This is a genomic window from Fictibacillus sp. S7 (assembly GCF_004127935.1).
In the GTDB taxonomy this organism is placed as follows: Bacteria; Bacillota; Bacilli; order Bacillales; family Fictibacillaceae; genus Fictibacillus_C; species Fictibacillus_C enclensis.
Genome location: NZ_QJKL01000001.1, coordinates 4712772 through 4735882, shown reverse-complemented (window position 1 = coordinate 4735882; position 23111 = coordinate 4712772). Strand labels below are relative to the sequence as shown.

The window sequence follows — 23111 nt, the reverse complement described above, 5'->3', positions numbered from 1 at the left end:
TCCATAAAACGCTTTTTGTTTTCTGGAAAAGGCTGAAATGATCGAGTCTCTGGGCGTGGAAGCTGGATCAGGAAAAGCTGACATGCCCGATTAGAGACGAAAAGCTTTGGAGGACTTTTCCATAAAACGCTTTTTGTTTTCTGGAAAAGGCTGAAATGATCGAGTCTCTGGGCGTGGAAGCTGGATCAGGAAAAGCCGACATGCCCGATTAGAGACGAAAAGCATTGGAAGACTTTTCCATAAAACGCAGCCATCGGTTTTACTCTCCCCCGTAAAAAGAAGAGAGCGTCCAAAATGGATGCTCTTTTACCGTTTCCAATAGAAATGATATTGCCCGGATTTGATTTTTCGCTGAAAATAGCGCAAAAGCCAGGCTTTTGCCACCGCCCGGGTCGGCGGGATGAGCAGAAGCACACCGATAAGGTCTGAAATAAAGCCTGGCGTGAACAAAAATATACCACCCGCCAGAATACAGATGCCGTCAATAAGGACAAAGCCGGGAACCTGCCCGTTCTGCAGCTGAGATTGTGCAAGCCTCAAAGCATGCAGCCCTTCTTTTTTGGCCAGCCATGCGCCAAGCAGGCTGGTGAGGACAATGAGGATAAACGTGGGCAGTGGACCGATTTGGTGGCCCACCCATACCAAAATTACAATTTCGGCAGCGGGTACGATCAGCAACAATAAAAATAAAATCCTGAACATAAAGGTGCTCCTTTACCATCACACTTTTTGTTTATAAAAAAAGAGAAGGACAAGAATCCCTCTCTTATTTGTATATTTTATAGTACATTTTTACGCCCGTCGTAAATGTCGCCTTTGGAAGCGTCCACCGTAATTTCCTGGCCGTCTTTTAAAATTTCTGTGGCATTCTGAAGACCAACGATAACAGGAATTCCAAGGCTGATCCCCACTACTGCAGCGTGGCTTGTTAACCCGCCTTCTTCGGTAATAATAGCAGCTGCTTTTTCAATTGCCGGCATCATTTCACGGTCAGTACCGATCGTTACAAGGATGTCGCCTTCCTGAACTTTGGAAGCTTCAGTGGAGGTTTTTGCCACTACAACTTTCCCGGTAGCGGAATTTTGTCCAATGCCCTGACCTTTGGCAAGTACATCGCCGATCACATGAACTTTAAGAAGGTTGGTTGATCCGGTTTTTCCTACAGGAACACCAGCTGTAATCACCACAATGCTGCCATGAGTAACAAGGTTGCTTTCAATGGAAGAGTCAATAGCAATCTGGAACATTTCATCTGTTGTTTCTGCCTTTTTGCCTTTTACCGGATAGACTCCCCAGACAAGAGCAAGCTTTCTCATCACGTCATCGTGGCTTGTTACCGCAACAAGAGGAGCTTTTGGACGATACTTGGAAATCATTCTTGCAGTATGACCGCGCTCGGTTGCTGTGATGATGGCATCCGCTTCAAGATTAAGAGCAGTAAAGGATACAGATTGAGAAATCGCATCTGTAATCGTTGTTTTGCTCTCTTTGCTTCGCTGTGACAGGATATTGCGGTATTCCAGAGAGGCTTCGGCACGGTTCGCAATCTTGTGCATGGTTTGTACTGCTTCAACCGGATAAGTTCCGGCTGCTGTTTCTCCGGAAAGCATAATGGCATCTGTGCCATCAAAAATCGCGTTGGCCACGTCACTCGCTTCCGCACGTGTTGGACGAGGATTACGCTGCATGGAATCGAGCATCTGCGTTGCCGTAATGACAGGCTTTCCAAGCTCGTTACACTTTTTAATGAGCATTTTTTGCACTAGTGGAACTTCTTCAGCAGGGATTTCCACGCCAAGGTCACCGCGGGCAACCATCAAACCGTCAGATACAGCAAGGATTTCGTCGATGTTTTCGACACCCTCCTGGTTCTCGATCTTTGGAATGATCTGAATGCTTGGGGCGTTGTGCTTTTCAAGAATCTCGCGGATCTCAAGCACATCCGTCGCACGACGTACAAAGGAGGCAGCAATAAAGTCGATTCCCTGTTCTATACCGAACTCGATATCCTTCGCATCTTTTTCCGTAATACCTGGCAGCTTAACGCTGACATTTGGGACGTTAACCCCTTTTTTATTTTTTAGCGTTCCGCTGTTAAGTATTTTTGTTGTGATTTCTTTGGCTCCGATTTTTGTAACTTCCAGCTCAATCAAGCCATCATCCAAAAGAATTTTGGAACCTACATGAACATCGTCCACAAGGCCAGGATATGTTACTGAGATTTTTTTATTCGTACCCACGACTTCTTCCATGGAAATGACAAGCTCTTCTCCTGCTTGAAGCTCTGCCACTCCGCCTTCCAATGTCTGTGTACGAATTTCAGGCCCCTTTGTATCCAAAAGAATGGCAACTGTTTTTCCCAGCTTACCAGCTGCTTCTCTGATATTAATAATACGTGCTCCGTGCTCTTCAAAATCTCCGTGAGAGAAATTAAGTCGAGCCACATTCATACCTGCATCGATCAGTTGAGTCAGTTTCTCAACGCTCTCGCTTGCAGGTCCGATAGTACAGACTATTTTTGTTTTACGCATGGTCTTCCTCCTGTGTTTTGCACTTGCTCATGCAATGTAAAATTAGATTGATAGTTCCTGAGACAGACGGTACATTCCTTGATCCAAATGGTGTTTGCTTGCCAGCACTTCCGTGATGTCATGATCCACCAGGGCGTTTTTCTGCACACCAACGGTACGCCCGGCTTTGCCTTCAAGCAGGAGCTCTACGGCTCTGGCGCCCAGACGGCTTGCAAGTACACGGTCAAATGCGGTTGGTGATCCGCCGCGCTGGATATGTCCCAGCACCGTAACCCGTGTTTCCAAGTTCGTTTTTTCTTCGATCTGTTTTCCGATTTCCACACCGCTGCAGACGCCTTCAGCCACAATGATAATACTGTGTTTCTTACCGCGGTCAATGCCCAGCTGCAGACGGTTGATAATGTGATCAATTTCATGCTGTTCTTCAGGTATAAGAATGGATTCTGCACCGTCAGCAAGACCTGCCCATAAGGCCAGATCCCCTGCATCGCGCCCCATAACTTCAATGACATAGGTTCTGTCATGGGAAGTTGCAGTATCTCGAATTTTATCGATCGCTTCAATTATAGTATTTAATGCTGTATCAAATCCAATCGTAAAATCGGTTCCCGGAATATCATTGTCAATGGTTCCTGGCAAACCAATCGTTGGAAACCCGGCTTCGGAGAGTTTTTTCGCTCCTTGAAAAGAACCGTCTCCTCCAATGACAACCAAACCTTCGATGCCAAATTTCTTCAGCTGCTCAATACCTTTAGCCTGTCCTTCAGACGTTTTGAATTCTTCGCATCTTGCTGTACGAAGCATGGTGCCGCCTCTGTGAATAATATCTCCCACAGAGCCCACTTCCAATTTAGTAATGTTACCCGCAATCAAGCCAGCGTAACCATTATAGATGCCATAAACCTCAAGATCATGAAAAATCCCCTTACGAACTACAGCACGAATGGCAGCGTTCATACCTGGTGAATCTCCTCCACTCGTAAGAACCCCAATTCGCTTCATTTAGCTTCCACCTCTCCTGTATTCTCATCTTATTAAAATATCATGTTCAAAACTTCAACACAATAGACAACAAACGACAAAAAATGTGCTTTCTCTTCACAGAGAAAGCACATTCCTTATTTCACAGCAATGGAATCGTTTACAAACGTAAATTCTCCCATATTTTTATACTTTTCATAGCGCTGTTCCACCAGCTCTTCTTCCGACAAATTCATCAGTTCTTCAAGCGATGACTGAATAACCGCTTCGATTCGCTTCGCCTGTTCTTCGGGATCATGATGTGCTCCGCCTTTAACTTCGGGGATCATTTCATCGATAATTCCGAGTTCCTTCAGATCCGGAGCTGTAATTTTCATCGACTCTGCCGCAAGTTTGGCCTTTGTGGAATCCTTCCAAAGAATAGAAGCCGCACCTTCAGGTGAAATAACAGAGTACCAGGAGTTTTCCAGCATGTGAACATGGTTGCCTACTCCGATGCCAAGGGCTCCGCCGCTTGCACCTTCACCGATAACGATACAAATAATGGGTACATGAAGACCCGCCATTTCCACCAGGTTTCTGGCAATGGCTTCACTCTGTCCTCTTTCTTCAGCTGACTTCCCGGGAAATGCTCCTTTTGTATCCATCAGGCAAATAACCGGGCGTGAGAACTTCTCTGCCTGCTTCATCAAACGAAGGGCTTTGCGGTATCCTTCCGGATGCGGCATGCCGAAGTTGCGCCTGATGTTTTCTTTTGTGTCACGGCCGCGCTGCTGTCCAATCACAGTAACGGGCTGGTCATGGAACATGCCAATTCCCCCGACAATCGCCTCATCTTCTCCGTAGAGGCGGTCGCCATGCAATTCAATGAAATCTTTAAAAAGATAAGAGATGTAATCAAGGGTTGTCGGACGCTCAGGATGGCGGGCAACTTGAACACGGTCCCATGCGCTCATATTTTCATACGTATCGTTTTGAAGAGCGCTCAGCCTTTCTTCAAGTGAAGTGATTTCATCGGTTAGGTCAATTCCCTTTTCATCCATAAACGATTTAAGTTCTGCGATCTTCTTTTTCAGTTCTGTAATCGGACGTTCGAACTCCAACTCTCCAACCATGTTTATGCCCTCCTTCCTGAGTGGATTTTCAATACATTTGTCAGTGTTTCTTTCATTTCATGTCTTGGTATAACCTTATCAAGCTGACCGTGCTTCAGCAAAAATTCTGCCGTCTGGAAATCTTCCGGCAGGTCTTCGCGGATTGTCTGCTCGATGACCCGGCGGCCGGCAAAGCCAATCAACGCTTTAGGCTCTGCAAAATTATAATCTCCAACAGAAGCAAAGCTTGCAGATACCCCGCCCGTTGTCGGATGGGTCATGACAGAAATAAACAGCAGCCCGCGGTCACTGTGCCTTTTAAGCGCAACACTCGTCTTGGCCATCTGCATCAAGCTCAGGATTCCTTCCTGCATCCTTGCACCACCGGAAGCGGTGAAGATGATAAACGGAAGCTCTTTCTCTATAGCCTGCTCAATAGCTCTTGTGATCTTTTCTCCAACCACAGAGCCCATGCTGCCCATTCTGAAACGCGAATCCATGACGGCAATAACAACTGGATTTTCATTAATGGTCGCGTCTCCAGTGACAACCGCTTCATTGATTTTTGTTTTCATTCTGTCACTTTCTAATTTTTCCAGATATCCTGGAAACTCCAGCGGATTCTCCGATATCATGTTCCGGTCGTATTCTGTGAAACTGCCTTCGTCCACAAGACTTCCAATTCGTTCGAAGGAAGACATCGGATAATGATAATGGCAGGATTGGCATACAAGCAAGTTTTTCTTTAACTCTTTTGTATACATGATGTGTTTGCATTCGGGACACTTGGTCATCAGTCCCTCAGGCACATCATGTTTCATTTTTTCGGTAGGAATCGTGGCATATTTCTTCTTCTTGGCGAAAAAATCCTTTAACAAAATAACACCACCCATACTGTGTAAACTTAATCTCACATCGTCTGTGACATTAGCTGAATTACATTCTTGCTGTCCCCGTTCTTTAAGTGCTCCAATAGTTGCGAGCATTCCCCTGAATGAAGAAGAAATGAATGTTGATGAACTGACAGTCCGTAGTCTGATAACTCAACCCACAGCCTGTACAGCAAATGATTATTGCATAATTTGATGACAGATTCCTGAAACCGGAGAATCAGCTGCTGCACATCTCTGTCATGCTCCGTGCGTTCGATCTCCCGGATGAGGACATTCAGGTACTCAATATCCTCTGGACGAACTCTCTGTACAGCTAATTCTATACAATCTCTGATAATAATAGACTTGGTTTCCAGAAGATCCTGCCTGGCCTTTTGATCGTGCAAAATAAAAGAAGCAAGAACCTCCACAAGCCGGTGTCCCGTGGCAGGCTTTATAAACGTCCCTTCACCTCTGCGGGTTTCAATAAGCCCCAGAAGCTCAAGTGAACGCAACGCCTCTCTTACAGAGGAGCGCCCAACATGCAGGCGGTCTGTAAGCTCTCGCTCCGACGGAAGTTTATCACCGGCTTGCAGATCGTCTTCTTCAATAATGGATTTAATCTTTTTTATGATCTCAACATAGACCTTTTCAGATGTGCCTGACAACTGTCCAGCCTCCCTCGAGAATCGCTTATTCCTTACCAATCAATGAAAGCTGCATGGTTTTTTCAGCGATTTTTTCGGGATCCGCTTTGATTCTGGCAACACCAGTTTCCATAGCCGCTTTTGCCACTGCTGCGGCAACTGCTGGTGCTACACGTGGATCAAATGGTGCCGGAATTACATAATCAGGATTCAGTTCTGATTCTGCCACAAGGTTCGCAATGGCATGCACCGCAGCGATCTTCATCTCTTCATTGATGTGGGTTGCCCGGACATCAAGAGCACCTCGGAAAATCCCCGGAAAAGCAAGTACGTTATTTACCTGGTTTGGAAAATCGGAACGGCCAGTCCCAATAACCATAGCTCCTGCTTCTCTCGCATTTCGAGGCATAATTTCAGGCGTAGGATTCGCCATGGCGAAGATGATCGGGTTTTCATTCATGGAGCGAACCATTTCCTCCGTTAATGCCCCTTCAACTGACACGCCGATGAACAAATCGGTGCCGGCGATGACTTCCTGAAGGGTTCCTTCCTTTTTGGAGCGGTTGGTGAATTTAGCAACCTCGCTTTTTACGCTGTTCATGCCAAACGGACGACCTTCATAAATCGCACCCTTAGTATCGCACATTACAATGTCTTTTACACCAAAGCGGTCCAAAAGCTTAATGATAGCAATTCCGGCAGCACCTGCCCCATTCACTACAACCTTGATCTCAGACATCTGACGGTTTGAGAGCTTCAAAGCATTAACAAGGCCTGCAAGTGTAACGATTGCCGTGCCGTGCTGGTCATCATGAAAAATAGGGATATTCGTCTCTTTTTTCAATCGTTCTTCTATCAAAAAGCAATTTGGAGCCGCAATGTCTTCCAGGTTAACTCCGCCAAAGGTAGGCTCGAGCAGCTTAACCGTTTCAACAATTTTATCGATATCCGTTGTATTCAGGCAGATCGGGAACGCATCCACACCGGCAAAGCTCTTAAAAAGAACAGCTTTTCCTTCCATAACAGGCATGGCCGCTTCCGGTCCGATGTTGCCCAGTCCAAGAACAGCGGTTCCGTCGGAAACTACAGCAACAGTATTGCCCTTCATGGTATATTCGTAGACCTTGGATTTGTCATCATAGATATCTTTGCATGGTTCTGCGACTCCCGGAGAATACGCAAGGCTTAAATCCTTTGCATTTCTTACCGGAACTTTAGGAGTTGATTCCAGTTTCCCTTTGTTTACTCTGTGCATGTGCAGTGCTTCTTCTCGTAATATAGACATCCGTTCATCTCCTAATTTTAATGAATTAAGTTAGCGTAAAAAGAATTGGTGAAGCAATGTCTGTTTCAAAGCGGTGCAAATATCCAGTATATTTTATCAGCCTTTTTTGGTGGTCTGACCACCATTGACCTATTTATTATAACAGATGAAGGCAAGCTGTAAAGACATTACCTTCCTTTTAACACCACGTTTTCTGCACCAATCAGCCCCCTGATTTCTGACAAAAATTCATGGGTTGGAGCGACTGACTGTGCCAGCTTCATGCTTTTTCGATCCTGTTCATAATACAGAATCACCCGGGCTTCTCCCCGGCTCGTATTCAGCCTTGCTTTTAATTGGCTCAGCACGGCCGGAGAAAGGTTCTTTTGAAGTTTGAGATACAAAATTTGTTCCCCGGAAGGCTGCTTTCTTTCACTGACGTCCGAAAGGAGGCCGGCTTTATTAATCAAAACCTGCCTTGACCCGCTCTTTTCCTCCATGGTTCCCTCAATCAAGAGGAAAGCTCCTTTTTGAAAAAGGTCATGATAGGTTTTATAGGCGTTCGGGAAAGCCACAAATTCCATTTCTCCCGATTCATCACTTCCCGAAATAAAAGCCATCAGGTCTCCCTTTTTTGTTTTAATCGCTCTTACCTTCGTGATCATGACGCCTAGGCGCACATTGGACTTCGCCGGGGTGTTTGACTCTTCACTGATGGAAAGGAGCCCATACTGTTCCATTATGCGCTGAAACTTTTTCAGCGGATGGCCGCTAAGGTAAAAGCCAAGGGCTTCATGCTCGAACTTCAGACGTTCCGGCTCCTTGAACGGAGGCACTTCTACATAGCCGGGCTTCTCTATGCTGTCGTGTTCCCCAAACAGCTGTATCTGATTTTCTTCCCGGTACGCCTGAATTTTTTCTCCATACTCAATGGCCCGGTCCAGAGTAGCCAGAAGACAAGCCCTATCCTGTCCAAAATCATCGAATGCTCCGGCAAAAATCAGGGATTCAAGTGTCCGCTTATTCACCAGCCTGGCGGGCGAATAAGCACAAACATCGAACAAATCAGTGAACGGATGCTTGCTCCTTGCTTCAATCAAGTGCTTGATTGCTTGATAACCTGCATTTTTTATGCACAACAGACCAAATCTAACACAATCTCCTTCCACAGTAAAATGGAGAAAGCTGTGTCGGATCGAGGGCGGAAGCACCTGTATCTTCTTTTCTGTACATTCTTTCCGGTACTGTTCAATTTTTTCAGGATTTCCCGTTACACTGGACAACAAAGCCGCCATGAAGTAAAGCGGATAATTGGCTTTCAAATAGGCCAGCTGATACGCGATAACACTATATGCGACCGCATGGCTTTTGTTAAATCCATAATCAGCAAACCGGACGATGAGATCATAAAGGCCGTTCGCCGTCTCCTGGTCATGCCCATGATCAAGACAGCCTTTAACAAAATGCTCTCTTTCCCGATCGAGCACATCCCGCTTCTTTTTACTTACGGCCCGTCGCAGCAGGTCGGCTTCACCCAAAGAAAAGCCTGCCATTTTTGAGGCGATTTTCATGATCTGTTCCTGATACACGATAACGCCATAGGTTGGTTTTAGAATGGGTTCAAGATCCGAATGCCGGTATTGTACCTTTCGCGTCCCATGCTTCCCCTCAATATAATCCGGAATATTCTGCATTGGGCCCGGCCGGTAAAGCGCGTTCACGGCGACAATATCTTCAAATTCCGTTGGCTTCAGCTGCTGCAGGACTCTTCGCATTCCGTCAGATTCCAGCTGGAAAATCCCTGTTGTATCGCCTTTGCCCAACATTTCAAAGGTTGCCTTATCATCAAACGGAATGCTGCCCAGATGGACGGTCGTTCCTGTACCTTTTTCAACGAGGGTGCAGATTTGCTCCAGCAACGTTAAATTTCGCAAGCCGAGAAAATCCATTTTAAGCAATCCGATCTCCTCAAGCCATTCCATGCTGTACTGTGTAAGAGATATGCCTTCATGCCCGGTTTGCAGGGGAGTATAATGCGTAAGTGGCCGACCGCTTATGATTACCCCGGCTGCATGTGTGGAAGCGTGGCGCGGCAAGCCTTCAAGCGTAGCAGCCACGTCCATCAGTTTTTTCACAGTCGGATTTTCATTCATCAGCTTTTGCAGCCCAAACGACTCTTCTGTTGCCCGTGCCAGTGTCATACCCGGGCGTGAGGGAATTTGTTTGGAAACCGAGTCCACCAGATTCCCCGGGAGGTTAAGCACCCGGGCCGTATCACGGATTGCCGCTTTGGCCGCGAGGGTTCCAAACGTGATGATTTGAGCGACCCGTTCTTCTCCGTATTTCTCTTTCACATATTGAAGCACTTCATCTCTTCGAACATCCGGAAAATCAATATCGATATCCGGCATGGTTACACGTTCCGGATTAAGAAATCGTTCAAATAGCAGATCATGCTCAATAGGGTCCACTTCGGTAATATAGAGCACATAAGCGACAAGCGAGCCTGCCGCCGACCCTCGTCCGGGTCCTGTGATCATGCCGGAACGATGTGCAAATCTCATAAAATCCCAGACAATTAAAAAATAATCATCAAATTTCATTTTCCGGATAATGTCGAGCTCATAGTCCAGCCGTTCAAGAACTCTGGCATCTGGTTCCCCATATCGGGCAGCCGCGCCTTTCAGGCAAATCGTCTTCAGGTAGTCGGTGGATGCTGTTCCTTCGGGCAGCGGATATTTAGGAATCAACTGCTGATTGAATACAAGATCGACATTGCACTCAGACGCAATTTTTTCTGAGGCAGCCAAAGCATCTGGAAGGTGGCTGAACCGGGTTTCCATCTCATCGGGTGACAGCAGGTAAAACTCATCGGTTGGGAGCATTTCCCTATCCGAATCCCCAAGCTTCTGACCGTTTTTAATACAGAGCAGCACCTCCTGCGATTCCGCTTCTTCCGGTTTCACATAATAGATTTCATGTGCAGCGGTAAGTGGAATGTTTTCCTCTTTGGAGAGCTGCTCCATCTCAAAATTGATATTTTTTTCTTTCCCGGTTCCATGGTCTTCCACCCCGAGGTAAACGTGTGGACCAAACCAGCTTTGATAAAGCCGGCAAACTTCCCTCGCTCTCTCCTTTTCTCCCTGGAGAATCAGCTGCTGCACTTCTCCTTCCGTTCCGGAAGAGATGAGGAGCAGCCCCTCTTTATTTGCGCTCAACACATCTTTTTGCAGACTTGGAAAAGAAGCCGGATCTTTCATCAGCTTTGTGCTGATTTTCAAAAGATTCATATAGCCTTCTACATTTCGTGCATAAAGAAGCAGCTTGCCGGTTTCCGGTCTTTTTCTTGTATCGAACACCGGGTTTAAAAGAATGGTGACCTCAACGCCAACGATCGGCTTAATGCCCTGCTTTTTACAGGCTTTATAAAAGGGGATCACCCCGTACATATTCAGCTTGTCCGTAATCGCCAGCGCTTTGTACCCGAGCTCTTTTGCGCGGTTCACCAGGGAATTCAGGCGACTGGAACTTTCAAGCAGACTGTATTCTGTATGTATATGCAACGGAACAAATGTCATTGCATCACTTCCTTATCGCTCATTTGTCTTCTATTATAGTACATCCGTGCCTCCTTTAGAAAATAAGCATATTCGGCAGAGCGTGTCCATAATAATAATAAAAAAGGAGGAGTGACGTGTGAGAGAGTTTCTTTCGAGTATTATCATTACCTTTTTTATCGCTTTCGGCGTCATTCTCGGTGGCGCCATTATCGGCGGCCTCGCCGCCTTCCTGGTAGGGAAAGCCCCTCTCATGGAGACAGTGGATCTTGCAAAAAAACTGAAAATCTGGGCCATCGTGGCTGCAATGGGAGGTACGTTTGACACCATTACGAATTTTGAACGAAGCTTTTTAAATGGTGCAACCTACGAAATCATTAAACAGCTGATTATCATCTTTATCGCCATGGCCGGAGCCAATACCGCCATGCTTCTTTTGCAATGGCTGACACAGGAGAATCTGAACTGAGATGAGAATCCCCCCTTTTTTTAACCGAAAAGGATATCAGCGCTTTTTTGCCGGGATGATGCTTGGAATTATACTGGGATGGGTCTTCTTTTTAATACAGTATGGGCTGACGGTAGAACATTATGTCAGCACCATCAAGAATCAAGCGTCCCATATCGCTGACCTTAAAGAACAAATCGCCCAATGGAAAGATACCTATGAAAAAAGCAATGAGGAAAACGAAAAGCAATTAAGGGTTCAGAAAATAAAAGTATACGTAACGAACAATGATACACTCAGACTGCCGCAGCTCAAAGTCTACGAAATATCAGAATCCGTACAGGATCAGCTGGAAAACCTCCTCGGTGAAGATATTGAATCCGTCGATAAAACCCGTATGCTCCTTTACAAGGCTATTGAAAACAAAGGGTATGAAGTCGACGGCGAAAGCTACAAAGTCATTGTTACTTATCTTTTTTTGTTCACGACACTCGAGGTTCACATAAAAATCATTCCCGAAGGATAATCTGCTCATCCCAAAAATAATTCGTATTTCCTGTTTTTTGACAATTCAAATAATCTGTTGGCTTTTTCATACCGGATTGTTTACAATAAAAGAAAGCAAGAATGAATAGGGGGTATTTCGCTTGATTATTAACCGTAAAGAAATCGCTCGCGAACAAGTCAAAAAAATCCAGAATGGCTTTTCTGCTTTTGCAGAAACAAAAGAAGTGGCAGAACTCATCAAAAAAGAACTGATGAAGCTGAATATTCCTGTTCACGAAGACACAACAGACCTTGGCTCCTGGTTTATTCCCGAGAAATCCTAATGGATTTAAATGCGTGCATAGCAAACAAAAAACAGCCGTTGAACTGCTGACCTGTTACCAGGGGCAGTTGCATCGAGCTGTTTTTTCTTTATGTCATCCTGCTGGTTTAGCGGCCCGTTACAAACTCTTTGCACAGTTCTACCAAATCGGAAACAACTTGTTTTGTTTCTTCTTCACTGTAAACCGTTGCTCCTGAAGCCATCGGGTGGCCGCCGCCGTTGTATTTCATTGCCAATCGATTGATCACCGGACCTTTTGAGCGAAGGCGGACACGAATCTGATTGGGTTCATCAACAAAAAACACCCACGCCACAATTCCCTCCACATTGGCAAACGCGTTCACGAGCTGGGAGGCTTCACTCACACTTACGCCGTACTCTTCGAGCGTCTCCTTCTCAAGATGAATGTAACCGGCGATGCCGTCAATCACAGTAAAATTTTGAAGAACATAGCCATTCAATCTCGCCGTACTTTCTTTCACTTTATACAGATTTTCAAAGATTTCGCCTGTTGGAATTCCTTTCCTCACAAGCTCTCCTGCGGCATAATAAGTTCTGTCTGTAGTATTCCGGTATAAAAATCGTCCGGTATCACTTACTATACCCGCAAACAACAACCGGGCAGCCTCTTTGTTCAGAATCAGACCATTTTCTTTTTCATGCTCGAACCACTCGAAAATCATCTGACTGACAGAACTGGCACTGGTATCCACCCAGACAAGGTCACCATATGGCTCTTCATTGGGATGATGATCAATTTTAATCAGTTTGTCGCCGAGCGAGTATCGCTGATCACTGATTCGCGGGGAATTTGCCGTATCACATACAATCACAAGCGCACCGTTATAGGTATCATCTGTAATCTGATCCATTTGCACCAAAAACGTTAATGCTCGATCTTCTTCCCCCACCAGGTAAATCTCTTTTTCTGGAAAACTGGCTTTTAAAATGGCTCCAAGTCCACCCTGGGAACCAAGCGCATCAGGGTCCGGACGGATATGGCGGTGGATGACGATTTTATTGTAGCTTTTGATCGTTTCAAGAATAGCGTCTTTCATAGAATTCTCTCCCTTTTCTTTGACTAACCATATGGCAATTCTTCTCATCAACCATTACAATGGAGATGGACAACGAACTTGGAGGTTAGTAGACATATGCCGTTATTTGTTATCCTGATTGTAGTTTCTCTTTCATTTTACATTTTTTATAAAGTAAAAGAAGTCCGTTCCAGAGCTGTTTATGAAAAAAACTGGATTGGTACCAAAGCCAAAATGGCACTTGGTATCTTCTTGCTTTCATTCGGTTTGAACGAGTTCACCATGGTCGAAGATAAAATCCAGCTTTGGATTGCTATCATTTTTTCTGTTTACGGCTTGTTTTTATTGGTTACGGGCTATAAAATGTACAAGCATTTTCTGCCTTTGGCCATAGAAGAAGCACAAAACGCACAGTCTTAATATAAAAAGCGGCTCAGCGGATGATGATCCTGAGCCGTTTTTTCGTTAGGAGCGATGTCCGATCAACTGGGCAAGCAAAAGGGCTTTACCGACGACTGCACCCTCATGATACAATTCCACATCCACTTTTCCGAACTTCCGGCTGACTTCTAGTACGCGCGGAACGATTTCGATCGTACTTTCCATCTGCACAGGTTTGATAAAATAAAACGTCAGGTTCTCAACCACGATGTCCCCTTTTTTAATCTTTCTTAGGGCGCGGCTGGCTCCTTCAATAACAAGGGTTGTCATGACGCCGTATGAAACGGTCCCGAGGTAGTTGGTCATTTGCGGGGTAACCCCGAACTTGTATCTTGGAGCTTGTCCGTCTTTGACTTCCGTAATGGAGGCGGTAATCAAATCGTCAAAGGTTTCCCCGACCTGAGGCTGTTTCTGGATCATTTGCATGGATTTCAATACGTCCTGCCGCGTCAAAATCCCGAGCAGCTTCTGTGCGTTGTTCACCACTGGCAGTAGCTCAATGCCCTCCCAAATCATAATATGAGCGCAGGAAGCAACAGACGTTTTATGAGTGACCGTAATGGGTGAGCGGGTCATGACCTTATCGATCATTAAAGACCGCTCCATACCAATGATGTCTTTTGACGTTACGATGCCAACCACTTTCATCTGGCTGTCAATGACCGGATAACGGCTATGCTGTGTTTTCTGATTGAGTTCGTACCATTTTTCCACGTTATCTGACGTGGTGAGCAGGTGGGTCTTTTCTGCCGGTATCAGTATATCCGAAGCGAGTACGATTTCCTTTTTGATAAGCTGGTCATAAATCGCCCTGTTGATCATGGTCGCCACGGTGAAGGAGTCATAGCTCGAAGAAATAACAGGAAGTTTCAGGGAATCCGCCAGCCGTTTCACTTCATCTGTTGTATCAAACCCTCCAGTTATGAGTACAGCTGCCCCGGAGTTCAGTCCCAATTCATGGGCGTTTTCACGGTTACCGACAATCAGGAGGCTTCCCGGATCCACGTATCTCATCATGGCATCCAGCTTCATCGCGCCGATGACAAATTTGTTTAGTGTTTTATGTAATCCCTCTCTGCCGCCGAGCACCTGGCCGTCCACAATGTTAACCACCTCGGCAAAGGTCAGTTTTTCAATATTTTCCTTCAATTTCCGCTCAATACGGATGGTTCCAACACGTTCAATTGTGCTGACCACACCTTGATTCTCAGCTTCTTTAATGGCTCTGTAGGCAGTGCCCTCACTTACGGAAAGCGCTTTGGCGATCTGCCGTACAGAAATTTTGGAGCCGATTTCAAGGGATTCGATGTATTCAATAATTTGTTCATGTTTGGTAGCCACGTTATCCACCGTTCCTTTTGGCTTCTGTTTTAGCTGTTCTACTATAGTTGATTAATACAGATTATACAGACATTGAAACAGAAACTCAATGATTCTTCAGGAAGGAATGCCCGGAATGCTCGGGATTATCACCTTTTGGTCGTTGATGCAGTTCAAGAACAAAAACCAGCGTCATCCATAATTTCTTCGTCTGTGCTATGAATGCCACAAGTGCGAAACCGAGCCAAACAACCGAGAAAACAAAAGCCGGACTTCCTGTCTGAGAAAAATTCAAATGCGGAATACCGTAAACCAGCAGCGCCAATAAAGAAAGTGCTTTAAACATGGTGTGATTGGCCATCATAAAAAAACCCCCTTGTCTAATGCTATGCATGTTGACAAGGAGGCAGAAGCAGAGCGTATCCTATCGTTCAATAAATTCTCCCGGTTTAAGGACCTTGCCGTCTCCTTTTAAAGATGCGACAAACTTGTCGGGATCCTGTTCAATCACAGGGTACGTATTGTAATGAATAGGCACTGTCAATTTCGCATTAAGCCACTCCGACGCGGTTGCCGCATCTTCTGGCCCCATCGTGAAATTGTCCCCGATCGGTAAAAAGGCCACATCAATATCATTGCGTTCGCCGATCATCTTCATATCCGAGAACAAGGCCGTATCGCCTGCGTGATAAATCGTTTTTCCTTCTGATGTAAAGAGAAGTCCCGCCGGCATGCCTGTATAGACAACCGTTCCGTCTTCTTCGGTAAAGCTGGATCCGTGGAAAGCCTGCGTCCACTTTACATATCCCCATTCAAACTGATAGCCGCCGCCAATATGCATGGGATGAACGTTCAAGCCCTTGGTACCAAAATATTCGGCGAGCTCAAACGGCGCTACAATCAGGCTGTTATTCCGTTTGGCAATTTCCTCTGCATCACCGGCATGGTCATTATGTCCGTGGGTCAGAAGAATAACATCCGGCTTTACGTCATCAATCTCCACATCACAAAAGGTGTTGCCTGAAATAAAAGGGTCAACCCATATGGAATGTTTTTCAGTGGTAATCTCTAGTGCAGATTGTCCATGGAACGTTAATTTCATTACTTCAACATCTCCTTTAATGGTTATCTGTAATTCATTTCGCAATTACAGCCTTCATTTCCTTCTCATTACCTGTTTTCACAGATCTTAAACGGACTTTTACAGAGGCGGTTCGTTTACAACCCCCCATTGAAGTGATACATTGAAAGCGTACTTCAAATATCAATGAATAGCCATACATAGGAAAGGAAGATACATTATGCAAAAAATTGAAGCACTCTCAACCTGGCTGAAAGAGCAAAACATACAAGGCGCATTTGTAACTTCAACCGCCAATGTTTATTATTTAACGGGATTTCGCTGTTTCCCTCACGAGCGCTTGCTCGGTGTATTTGTATTTCCGGATAAAGAGCCCGTTCTCATTTGTCCAGGAATGGAAGTACTACAGGCAAAAAATGCAGGATGGAAGCATGAGATTCTGGGCTTTTCCGACACGGATAATCCATGGGAAATGATTTCGGAAGCCATTTCCGGACGCGGCATTTCTTCTGTGGAATCCATTGCCGTGGAAAAAGAGCATCTCTCCTATCATCGCGGTATGCAGCTGTTAAATCTTTTTCCAAACGCATCCCTTGTGTCCGTGGAGCATGAGCTGAATGCCATGAGGCTTGTCAAAAGCAAAGATGAAATTTCCATTCTCCGCGAAGCAGCACGTCTGGCCGACTTTGGCATAGAAACAGGAATCGCAGCCATAGGCAGAGGAGTAACGGAGCTTGAGCTCGTCGCTACAGTGGAATATGCACTCAAGAAAAAAGGGGCGGCAGAAATGTCCTTTTCCACAACCATTCTGGCAGGGGAAAAGTCCGCGATGCCACACGGCAATCCCGGATTAAAAGAAATCCAGCCAGGAGACTTTGTCCTTTTTGATCTTGGAGTGGTGGTTGACGGATATTGCTCGGATATTACCCGGACCGTTGCCTACCAGTCGGCTTCCGAAAAGCAAAAAGAAATTTATGAAGTGGTGAAAAAAGCCCAGCAGGCCTCATTGGATCTGAGCAAACCGGGAACCCGCGTGGGTGATCTAGACCTTGCTGCAAGACGGGTCATCGAAGAAGCGGGATACGGCGACTACTTCCCTCACCGCATCGGTCATGGGCTTGGGCTTGACGTTCACGAGCACCCTTCCATGAACGAAAAAAATAACGAAAAACTGGTTGAAGGAATGGTTTATACCATCGAACCGGGTATTTACCTTCCGGATGTGGGTGGTGTAAGGATCGAGGACGATGTTTACATTACAGAAAGCGGCCACGAATGCCTTACACAATTCACCAAGGAACTTGTCATTGTAAACTAATCAGAAAAAACAGCGGATCCAAGATGGATTCGCTGTTTTTTTTTTTGTATCAATCTTTATCAATAAACTCATGAACCGACTTATATTCAAGACCGTGCGCTTCTGCCACCGCTTCGTATGTCACATAGCCTTCAAGTGTATTAATCCCCATAAGCAGAGCCTCATTTTTCCGGCAGGCTTCTTCGTACCCTTTATTTGCGATTTGGACCGCATAAGGTACGGTGACATTTGTAAGCGCCATCGTTGATGTCCGTGGAACCGCTCCCGGCATGTTGGCGACCGCGTAATGAACCACTCCGTGTTTTTCATACGTCGGATGATCATGGGTGGTGATTTTATCAACGGTTTCAAAGATACCACCCTGGTCGATGGCTACATCTACAATGACCGATCCCGGCTTCATGGATTTGATCATTTCCTCTGTTACAAGTTTGGGCGCCCGAGCTCCCGGAATCAATACAGCGCCGATTACCAGGTCGGATTCACTTACAGATAGAGCGATGTTTAACGGGTTGGAGATCAGGGTGTTAATCTCTGCTCCGAAGATGTCATCCAACTGTCTTAACCGCTCAGGATTTAAATCGATGATGGTCACATCAGCTCCAAGCCCCATCGCTATTTTTGCAGCGTTTGTTCCAACTACGCCGCCGCCGATGACGGTTACCTTTCCGCGTTTCACCCCTGGAACTCCTCCAAGCAGGATGCCTTTTCCGCCCTTTGGCTTTTCAAGAAATTGTGCGCCGATTTGCGCCGCCATTCTCCCTGCCACCTCACTCATCGGGGTGAGAAGCGGAAGTGAGCGGTTTGGCAGCTGCACGGTTTCATAGGCGATGCCCACTACTTTTTTATCAATCAATGCTTTTGTCAGTTCCGGCTCTGGCGCAAGGTGAAGATAAGTGAATAAGATCAGTCCTTCCCTGAAATAAATATACTCTTCAGGCAGCGGTTCTTTTACCTTCATCACCATGTCCATGGCCCAGGCCTGATCAGCCGTCTGCACAATCGTTCCTCCCGCTTTTTCATACTCAGAATCATGAAAGCCAGATCCTTCACCCGCACCGCTCTGAATATACACTTCATGCCCGGATGCCACCAGGTTCAATACACCGGCCGGCGTCATCGCCACACGGTTCTCATTATTTTTCACTTCTGTGGGAACACCGATTTTCATTTTCCATCCTCCTCTTTGAGACCAATGATTATTTATGTAATGACGTATTAATGTCTAGTCTTAGCATTCGAGCAAAAAAATACTAAAAAACTTCCTATTTCCGGTGGCGGTTGATGACATCCAGTCCGCCGGTCGCTGAAATGATACTGCCTGTAATCATATCCGAATTTTCTTCACACAAGAAAGCGATCAGTCTGGCGATATCTTCACCTGTTCCCGAACGGCCAATTGGTGTGTCCTGGTCTCTAATCATCCTTGCTTCTTCTATACCCGCTTCCTTCATCTCTCCAACAATGTTGCCGGGACAGACCATGTTTGCCGTAATGCCATGTTCCGCTTCCTCAAGCGCGATGGTTTTGGTCAACGATACGAGCCCCACCTTTGCAGCACTGAAGGCTGAACGATAGACCCAGCCCGGAGTGTACTCTGCGTCTTGAAACCCATAGGTGATGATGCGTCCGAAACCATTTTTTCTCATAACCGGTATCGTACATTTTAAAAAGTGATACACTGAGCTTAAATTTCCGTCGATCATTTCATACCATTCATGATCTTCATAGTCAGCCAGTTTTTTTCGTTCAAATATATAAGGTCCTGCATTGTTAATTAAATAATCGATACGTCCAAATTGATCCAGAGCACTTTCACAGATATGGGAGATATCCTCTTTTTTGGTTACATCGCCTTTTATGTATTGGATACGGTCTTCATACAACTCCCATTCCTGCTTCAGCTTACTTACGGCCTGTTCATCACTCCGATAGTTGACAGTGACGGAACACCCCTGCTTGATTAACTGCTCTGATACTTTTTTGCCTAATCCTTTTGATCCTGCTGTGACAATGGCATGCCTCACTGTACCACCTCCAAAAACTCTGATCCTTCATTATCATTGTAACCATTTCTTCTTAACTAAGTCTATTCCGGACACCGGTTAAATGTGTGGCACTTCTCATCTCTGCAAAACAAAAAAGCACGCTGGGTTATCCAGGTGCTTTTTTGCCTGTCAGGATTCAAGACTTTCGTCGTCTTCCCATTCTTTTTTTGAATGGCCTTGATCTACATAGTCAACGACTCCGCTCTGATACGATTCGTTGATTTGCTGCTGTATGGTTATCTCATCTTCCTGATCAAAGGATGTAAAGGAAACAGGTTTTTCTTGTTTGGGCATACTTTTATCCTCCTTCTCGGGTTTACCTTAGTGTTCACCACGAGAGGCTAGATTAGCGTGCCACAATTTGGCTGGTTAAATTTTAGTCTTCGCCACTTCCAATTGAGATCGGATGGCTTCAAACCCGGTTCCGCCTGCAGAATTCCGGCGGGATACCACGGTTTTCGGCTGCAGGACGTCATAAACATCTTCCTCAAAACATGATGAAGCGGATTTGTATTCTTCAAACGGAAGATCCAGTAAATACATCTGCTTCTGAATACAGGTTAGCACAAGCTTTCCGACAATTTCATGCGCTTCGCGGAATGGAATGTTTTTATTTACCAGGTAATCGGCGAGTTCAGTGGCATTTGAAAAATCCGAAGAAACGGCTTTTTGCATATTCTCCGATTTAACAGTAAGACCTTCAAGCATGCCGGTAAAAATGGCCACTGAACCTTTTAACGTATGCACCGCGTCAAACAAGGGTTCTTTGTCTTCCTGCATATCCTTGTTGTACGCAAGCGGCAGTCCTTTTAGCACGGTCAGCAAGGAAACGAGGCTGCCATAGACACGTCCGGTTTTCCCGCGGATCAGCTCTGCCATGTCCGGGTTTTTCTTTTGCGGCATCATGCTGCTCCCTGTTGCGAACGAATCACTGATTTCAACAAATTGAAACTCCTGTGAAGACCACAGAATCAGCTCCTCGCAAAAACGGGACAAATGCATCATAACTAGCGAAGCATTGCTGCAGAATTCGATCAAGAAATCCCGGTCACTGACCGCATCCAGGCTATTGTGGTAAATATCATCAAACCCAAGAAGCTGGGCGCTGTATTCACGGTCGATAGGAAACGTCGTCCCTGCAAGCGCACCGGCTCCCAGTGGAGACACATCGATCCGCTTCATGCTGTCTGAAAGGCGTTCTTTATCTCGCTGGAACATCCAGAAATAAGCCATCAAATGATGGGCGAAAGAAACCGGCTGCGCTCTCTGCAGATGGGTGTAGCCCGGCAGGATGGTTTCCACATGTTCCTCCGCCAGAGAAAGAAGCACCGTTTGCAGCTGATTAATCTGTTCGATAAATGCAGAAACCTGCTTTTTCATGTACAGATGGATATCAGTAGCGACCTGGTCATTACGGCTTCTGCCTGTATGGAGTTTTCCGCCTACAGGTCCAACTTCATCCGTAAGAAGCTTCTCCAGGTTCAGGTGAATATCTTCAAAGTCCACCTTGAACTCAAGCTCATTGTTCTGTGCTTTTTTCAAAAGGGTTTGAAGTCCGTTTCGAATGGTCTCTGCTTCTTCTTCTGTTATGATCCCGCATTTGGCAAGCATCGTCACATGGGCGATGCTGCCTGCAAGATCTTCTTCTACTAGTTCTTTATCAAAAGAGATGGAAGCACCGAATTCATCGACCCATTGTTCGGCAGATTCGGTAAATCTTCCTCCCCATAATTTTGTGGTCATGCTTTCACCCCGTTTTGCTGCTTCACCTGGCTGCTTACTTTGGTTGGTAAGCCCCATAGGGAAATAAACCCTACGGCATCCTGGTGATTGAATGTATCGTCTGTTGAATAGGTGGCAAGTTTTTCATCATAAAGGGAAAATGGTGACTTACGTCCTTCCACAATGGCATGCCCTTTAAACAGCTTGACACGTACCACGCCCGTTACTGTTTTTTGTGTTTGTTCAAGAAAAGCCTGAAGTGCAGGGCGAATTGGAGAATACCATAGCCCTTCATAAATTACTTCCGTCAATTTTTTCTCAACAACCGGCTTAAAATGAGCTACTTCTTTTACAAGCGTGATATCTTCCAGCTCTCGGTGCGCTTTTAAAAGCGTTACGGCTGCAGGACATTCATAAATTTCACGTGATTTAATACCCACCAATCGGTTTTCCACATGATCAATTCGCCCAATCCCATGTGCTCCGGCTATCTTGTTCAAATGTAGAATCAATTGCTCCAGGCTGTACGGTATCCCGTTTAGCGCAACAGGAACACCTTCTTCAAATGCAATTTCGATAATTTCAGGGGTGTTCGGTGTATCTTCAAGTGCTGCCGTTAAATCATATGCGTCCTCTGGCGGTGCAACCCATGGATCTTCCAGAATGCCGCATTCATTGGCTCTTCCCCACAGATTTTGATCCACTGAATACGGGCTGTCAAGTGTCGCCGGAATCGGAATATTATGTTTTCTTGCATATTCAATCTCCTCATCACGTGACCAGCCCCATTCACGAACCGGTGCAATTACTTCAAGATTTGGATTTAATGCAGAAATGGAAACTTCAAAACGAACCTGGTCGTTTCCTTTTCCTGTACAGCCGTGCGCTACCGCCTGCGCTCCATATTCCTCAGCTACCTCAACCAGCTTTTTGGCGATCAACGGTCGGGATAACGCAGAAAGCACCGGGTATTTTCCTTCATACATTGCATGACTTTGAAGAGCTGGAAGGACAAACTCCTGTGCAAATTCTTTTTTCACATCGAGGCTGATGGATTCAATAGCACCAACAAGCAACGCTTTTTCTTTAACAAAATCCAGGTCCTTTCCTTCTCCTACATCCAGTCCAAGTGCGATGACATCGTAACCTTTTTCCTGAAGCCACTTAATCGCTACTGAAGTATCCAATCCGCCTGAGTATGCCAATACTACTTTTTTGTTCGCCATTCTGTAAAAACTCCTTTGTATTAAAATACTTTAAATTTAATTTTTATGCATTACCGGTTAAATAAAAGAAGCTGCTCTTTGCAACTTCAATTTTTCTTCTGAGACCACTATACCAACTCTTGAATCATATTTCAATAATTATTTATAAAAATGTATAATTATTAATAGGATTTCAGTTTTACATCTTCTTTATATTATGTATGATGGAAGCAGAGGTGATGGAAATGAGATCTGATTTTGAATTTAATGGACGGCTCGGCATTGCTCTGCCCCGCCTGGAGCAGCCCTGGGATGACTATTCGGCAGCCAGACAGTCGGAAATCCTTGCACAGTGGGAAACCGTCCGCGGAACCATTCCGGACAGAATTGCACGGATTGAAGAAACCATAAATCAAAAACAAGAAGCGCTTGGCGAAGAAGATAATTTCGAAACCTCCTGCCGATTAAATTGGGAAATCGCAGAGCTCGCTTCCATAATTAACGATTTGTGGCTCTGGTACCGTACCCATCAGGATATTAGCGCAAGGCTTCATTCATAATAAAAAACACCCGATAGTGATCAATCGATCATCGGGTGTTTTTGTATGTTGTATACATAAAATGCATAAAATTATAGTTGTTTATCCATTAAAAAGCGTTTTTGATAAAATTTATGGGCAAACTCTGTAACTTCCCTCGACTTCTGGTAGTTCATT

Annotated in this window: 23 protein-coding genes; 6 read left to right on the top strand and 17 right to left on the bottom strand. The window is 45.4% G+C overall.

Going from position 1 to position 23111, the window contains the following annotated elements:
- Positions 1-306 precede the first annotated feature (306 nt).
- The 8 genes from DMO16_RS24020 to DMO16_RS23985 all read right to left on the bottom strand — a co-directional run bounded on the left by DMO16_RS24020 (position 307) and on the right by DMO16_RS23985 (position 10967).
- Positions 307-702, bottom strand: coding sequence for an FxsA family protein (locus DMO16_RS24020; RefSeq protein ID WP_129480269.1), 396 nt, complete (start codon positions 700-702; stop codon positions 307-309).
- Between the two features lie 77 nt (positions 703-779).
- A complete protein-coding gene (gene pyk, locus DMO16_RS24015) occupies positions 780-2531 on the bottom strand; it encodes a pyruvate kinase (RefSeq protein ID WP_129480268.1) in 1752 nt (583 codons plus the stop codon).
- A 42-nt stretch (positions 2532-2573) separates the two neighbouring features.
- A complete protein-coding gene (pfkA, locus tag DMO16_RS24010; protein WP_061972510.1) occupies positions 2574-3533 on the bottom strand; it encodes a 6-phosphofructokinase in 960 nt (319 codons plus the stop codon).
- A 116-nt stretch (positions 3534-3649) separates the two neighbouring features.
- Positions 3650-4627, bottom strand: coding sequence for an acetyl-CoA carboxylase carboxyltransferase subunit alpha (locus DMO16_RS24005; RefSeq protein WP_061972509.1), 978 nt, complete (start codon positions 4625-4627; stop codon positions 3650-3652).
- A 2-nt stretch (positions 4628-4629) separates the two neighbouring features.
- Positions 4630-5484 (bottom strand): acetyl-CoA carboxylase, carboxyltransferase subunit beta, encoded by an 855-nt coding sequence (accD, locus tag DMO16_RS24000; RefSeq protein WP_061972508.1) that lies wholly within the window; start codon positions 5482-5484, stop codon positions 4630-4632.
- Positions 5485-5516: 32 nt separating this feature from the next.
- Positions 5517-6146, bottom strand: coding sequence for a FadR/GntR family transcriptional regulator (locus tag DMO16_RS23995; RefSeq protein WP_061972507.1), 630 nt, complete (start codon positions 6144-6146; stop codon positions 5517-5519).
- A gap of 25 nt (positions 6147-6171) precedes the next feature.
- Positions 6172-7410: an NAD(P)-dependent malic enzyme gene (locus tag DMO16_RS23990; RefSeq protein WP_061972506.1), complete on the bottom strand. Its 1239-nt coding sequence runs from the start codon at positions 7408-7410 to the stop codon at positions 6172-6174.
- A 167-nt stretch (positions 7411-7577) separates the two neighbouring features.
- Entirely contained in the window at positions 7578-10967 is a 3390-nt protein-coding gene (locus tag DMO16_RS23985) for a DNA polymerase III subunit alpha (RefSeq protein ID WP_129480267.1), read from the bottom strand.
- Between the two features lie 118 nt (positions 10968-11085).
- Here DMO16_RS23985 and DMO16_RS23980 point away from each other — a divergent pair, with 118 nt between their 5' ends.
- From DMO16_RS23980 to DMO16_RS23970, 3 genes are all read left to right on the top strand, one after another.
- Positions 11086-11415 carry a YtrH family sporulation protein gene (locus DMO16_RS23980; RefSeq protein WP_061972504.1) on the top strand — a complete coding sequence of 110 codons (330 nt, stop codon included), beginning with the start codon at positions 11086-11088 and terminating at the stop codon, positions 11413-11415.
- Between the two features lies 1 nt (position 11416).
- A complete protein-coding gene (ytrI, locus tag DMO16_RS23975; protein ID WP_061972503.1) occupies positions 11417-11920 on the top strand; it encodes a sporulation membrane protein YtrI in 504 nt (167 codons plus the stop codon).
- Between the two features lie 121 nt (positions 11921-12041).
- Complete coding sequence (locus DMO16_RS23970) at positions 12042-12224, top strand: hypothetical protein (protein WP_061972502.1); 183 nt, start codon at positions 12042-12044, stop codon at positions 12222-12224.
- A gap of 106 nt (positions 12225-12330) precedes the next feature.
- On the opposite strand, the gene DMO16_RS23965 is transcribed toward DMO16_RS23970, so the two are convergent.
- Positions 12331-13281 carry a DHH family phosphoesterase gene (locus DMO16_RS23965; protein ID WP_061972501.1) on the bottom strand — a complete coding sequence of 317 codons (951 nt, stop codon included), beginning with the start codon at positions 13279-13281 and terminating at the stop codon, positions 12331-12333.
- Positions 13282-13377: 96 nt separating this feature from the next.
- Between DMO16_RS23965 and DMO16_RS23960 the strand changes: the two genes are divergently transcribed.
- The gene (locus tag DMO16_RS23960) at positions 13378-13680 is read left to right on the top strand and encodes a YtpI family protein (RefSeq protein WP_129480266.1); all 303 of its coding nucleotides are present in this window, start codon (positions 13378-13380) and stop codon (positions 13678-13680) included.
- Between the two features lie 45 nt (positions 13681-13725).
- Here DMO16_RS23960 and DMO16_RS23955 read toward each other — a convergent pair whose 3' ends face one another.
- The 3 genes from DMO16_RS23955 to DMO16_RS23945 form a co-directional block, all read right to left on the bottom strand.
- Complete coding sequence (locus DMO16_RS23955) at positions 13726-15042, bottom strand: DRTGG domain-containing protein (protein WP_061972499.1); 1317 nt, start codon at positions 15040-15042, stop codon at positions 13726-13728.
- Between the two features lie 85 nt (positions 15043-15127).
- Complete coding sequence (locus DMO16_RS23950; RefSeq protein WP_129480265.1) at positions 15128-15385, bottom strand: hypothetical protein; 258 nt, start codon at positions 15383-15385, stop codon at positions 15128-15130.
- 60 nt (positions 15386-15445) lie between these two features.
- Complete coding sequence (locus DMO16_RS23945) at positions 15446-16123, bottom strand: metal-dependent hydrolase (protein ID WP_061972497.1); 678 nt, start codon at positions 16121-16123, stop codon at positions 15446-15448.
- A gap of 199 nt (positions 16124-16322) precedes the next feature.
- Between DMO16_RS23945 and DMO16_RS23940 the strand changes: the two genes are divergently transcribed.
- Positions 16323-17420 (top strand): M24 family metallopeptidase, encoded by a 1098-nt coding sequence (locus tag DMO16_RS23940; protein ID WP_061972496.1) that lies wholly within the window; start codon positions 16323-16325, stop codon positions 17418-17420.
- Positions 17421-17469: 49 nt separating this feature from the next.
- Here the strand turns inward: DMO16_RS23940 and ald are convergent, their stop codons facing one another.
- The 5 genes from ald to DMO16_RS23920 all read right to left on the bottom strand — a co-directional run bounded on the left by ald (position 17470) and on the right by DMO16_RS23920 (position 22416).
- On the bottom strand, positions 17470-18591 hold the full coding sequence (gene ald / locus DMO16_RS23935; RefSeq protein ID WP_129480263.1) for an alanine dehydrogenase: 1122 nt from the start codon (positions 18589-18591) through the stop codon (positions 17470-17472).
- Between the two features lie 94 nt (positions 18592-18685).
- On the bottom strand, positions 18686-19447 hold the full coding sequence (locus DMO16_RS23930; protein ID WP_061972494.1) for an SDR family oxidoreductase: 762 nt from the start codon (positions 19445-19447) through the stop codon (positions 18686-18688).
- Between the two features lie 150 nt (positions 19448-19597).
- Complete coding sequence (locus DMO16_RS24520; protein ID WP_164989007.1) at positions 19598-19762, bottom strand: hypothetical protein; 165 nt, start codon at positions 19760-19762, stop codon at positions 19598-19600.
- A gap of 75 nt (positions 19763-19837) precedes the next feature.
- A complete protein-coding gene (gene argH, locus DMO16_RS23925; RefSeq protein ID WP_129480262.1) occupies positions 19838-21211 on the bottom strand; it encodes an argininosuccinate lyase in 1374 nt (457 codons plus the stop codon).
- A complete protein-coding gene (locus DMO16_RS23920; RefSeq protein WP_061972492.1) occupies positions 21208-22416 on the bottom strand; it encodes an argininosuccinate synthase in 1209 nt (402 codons plus the stop codon). Before DMO16_RS23920 ends, argH begins: the two co-directional genes overlap by 4 nt.
- A gap of 224 nt (positions 22417-22640) precedes the next feature.
- Here DMO16_RS23920 and DMO16_RS23915 point away from each other — a divergent pair, with 224 nt between their 5' ends.
- On the top strand, positions 22641-22955 hold the full coding sequence (locus DMO16_RS23915) for a hypothetical protein (protein WP_129480261.1): 315 nt from the start codon (positions 22641-22643) through the stop codon (positions 22953-22955).
- Positions 22956-23111 lie beyond the last annotated feature (156 nt).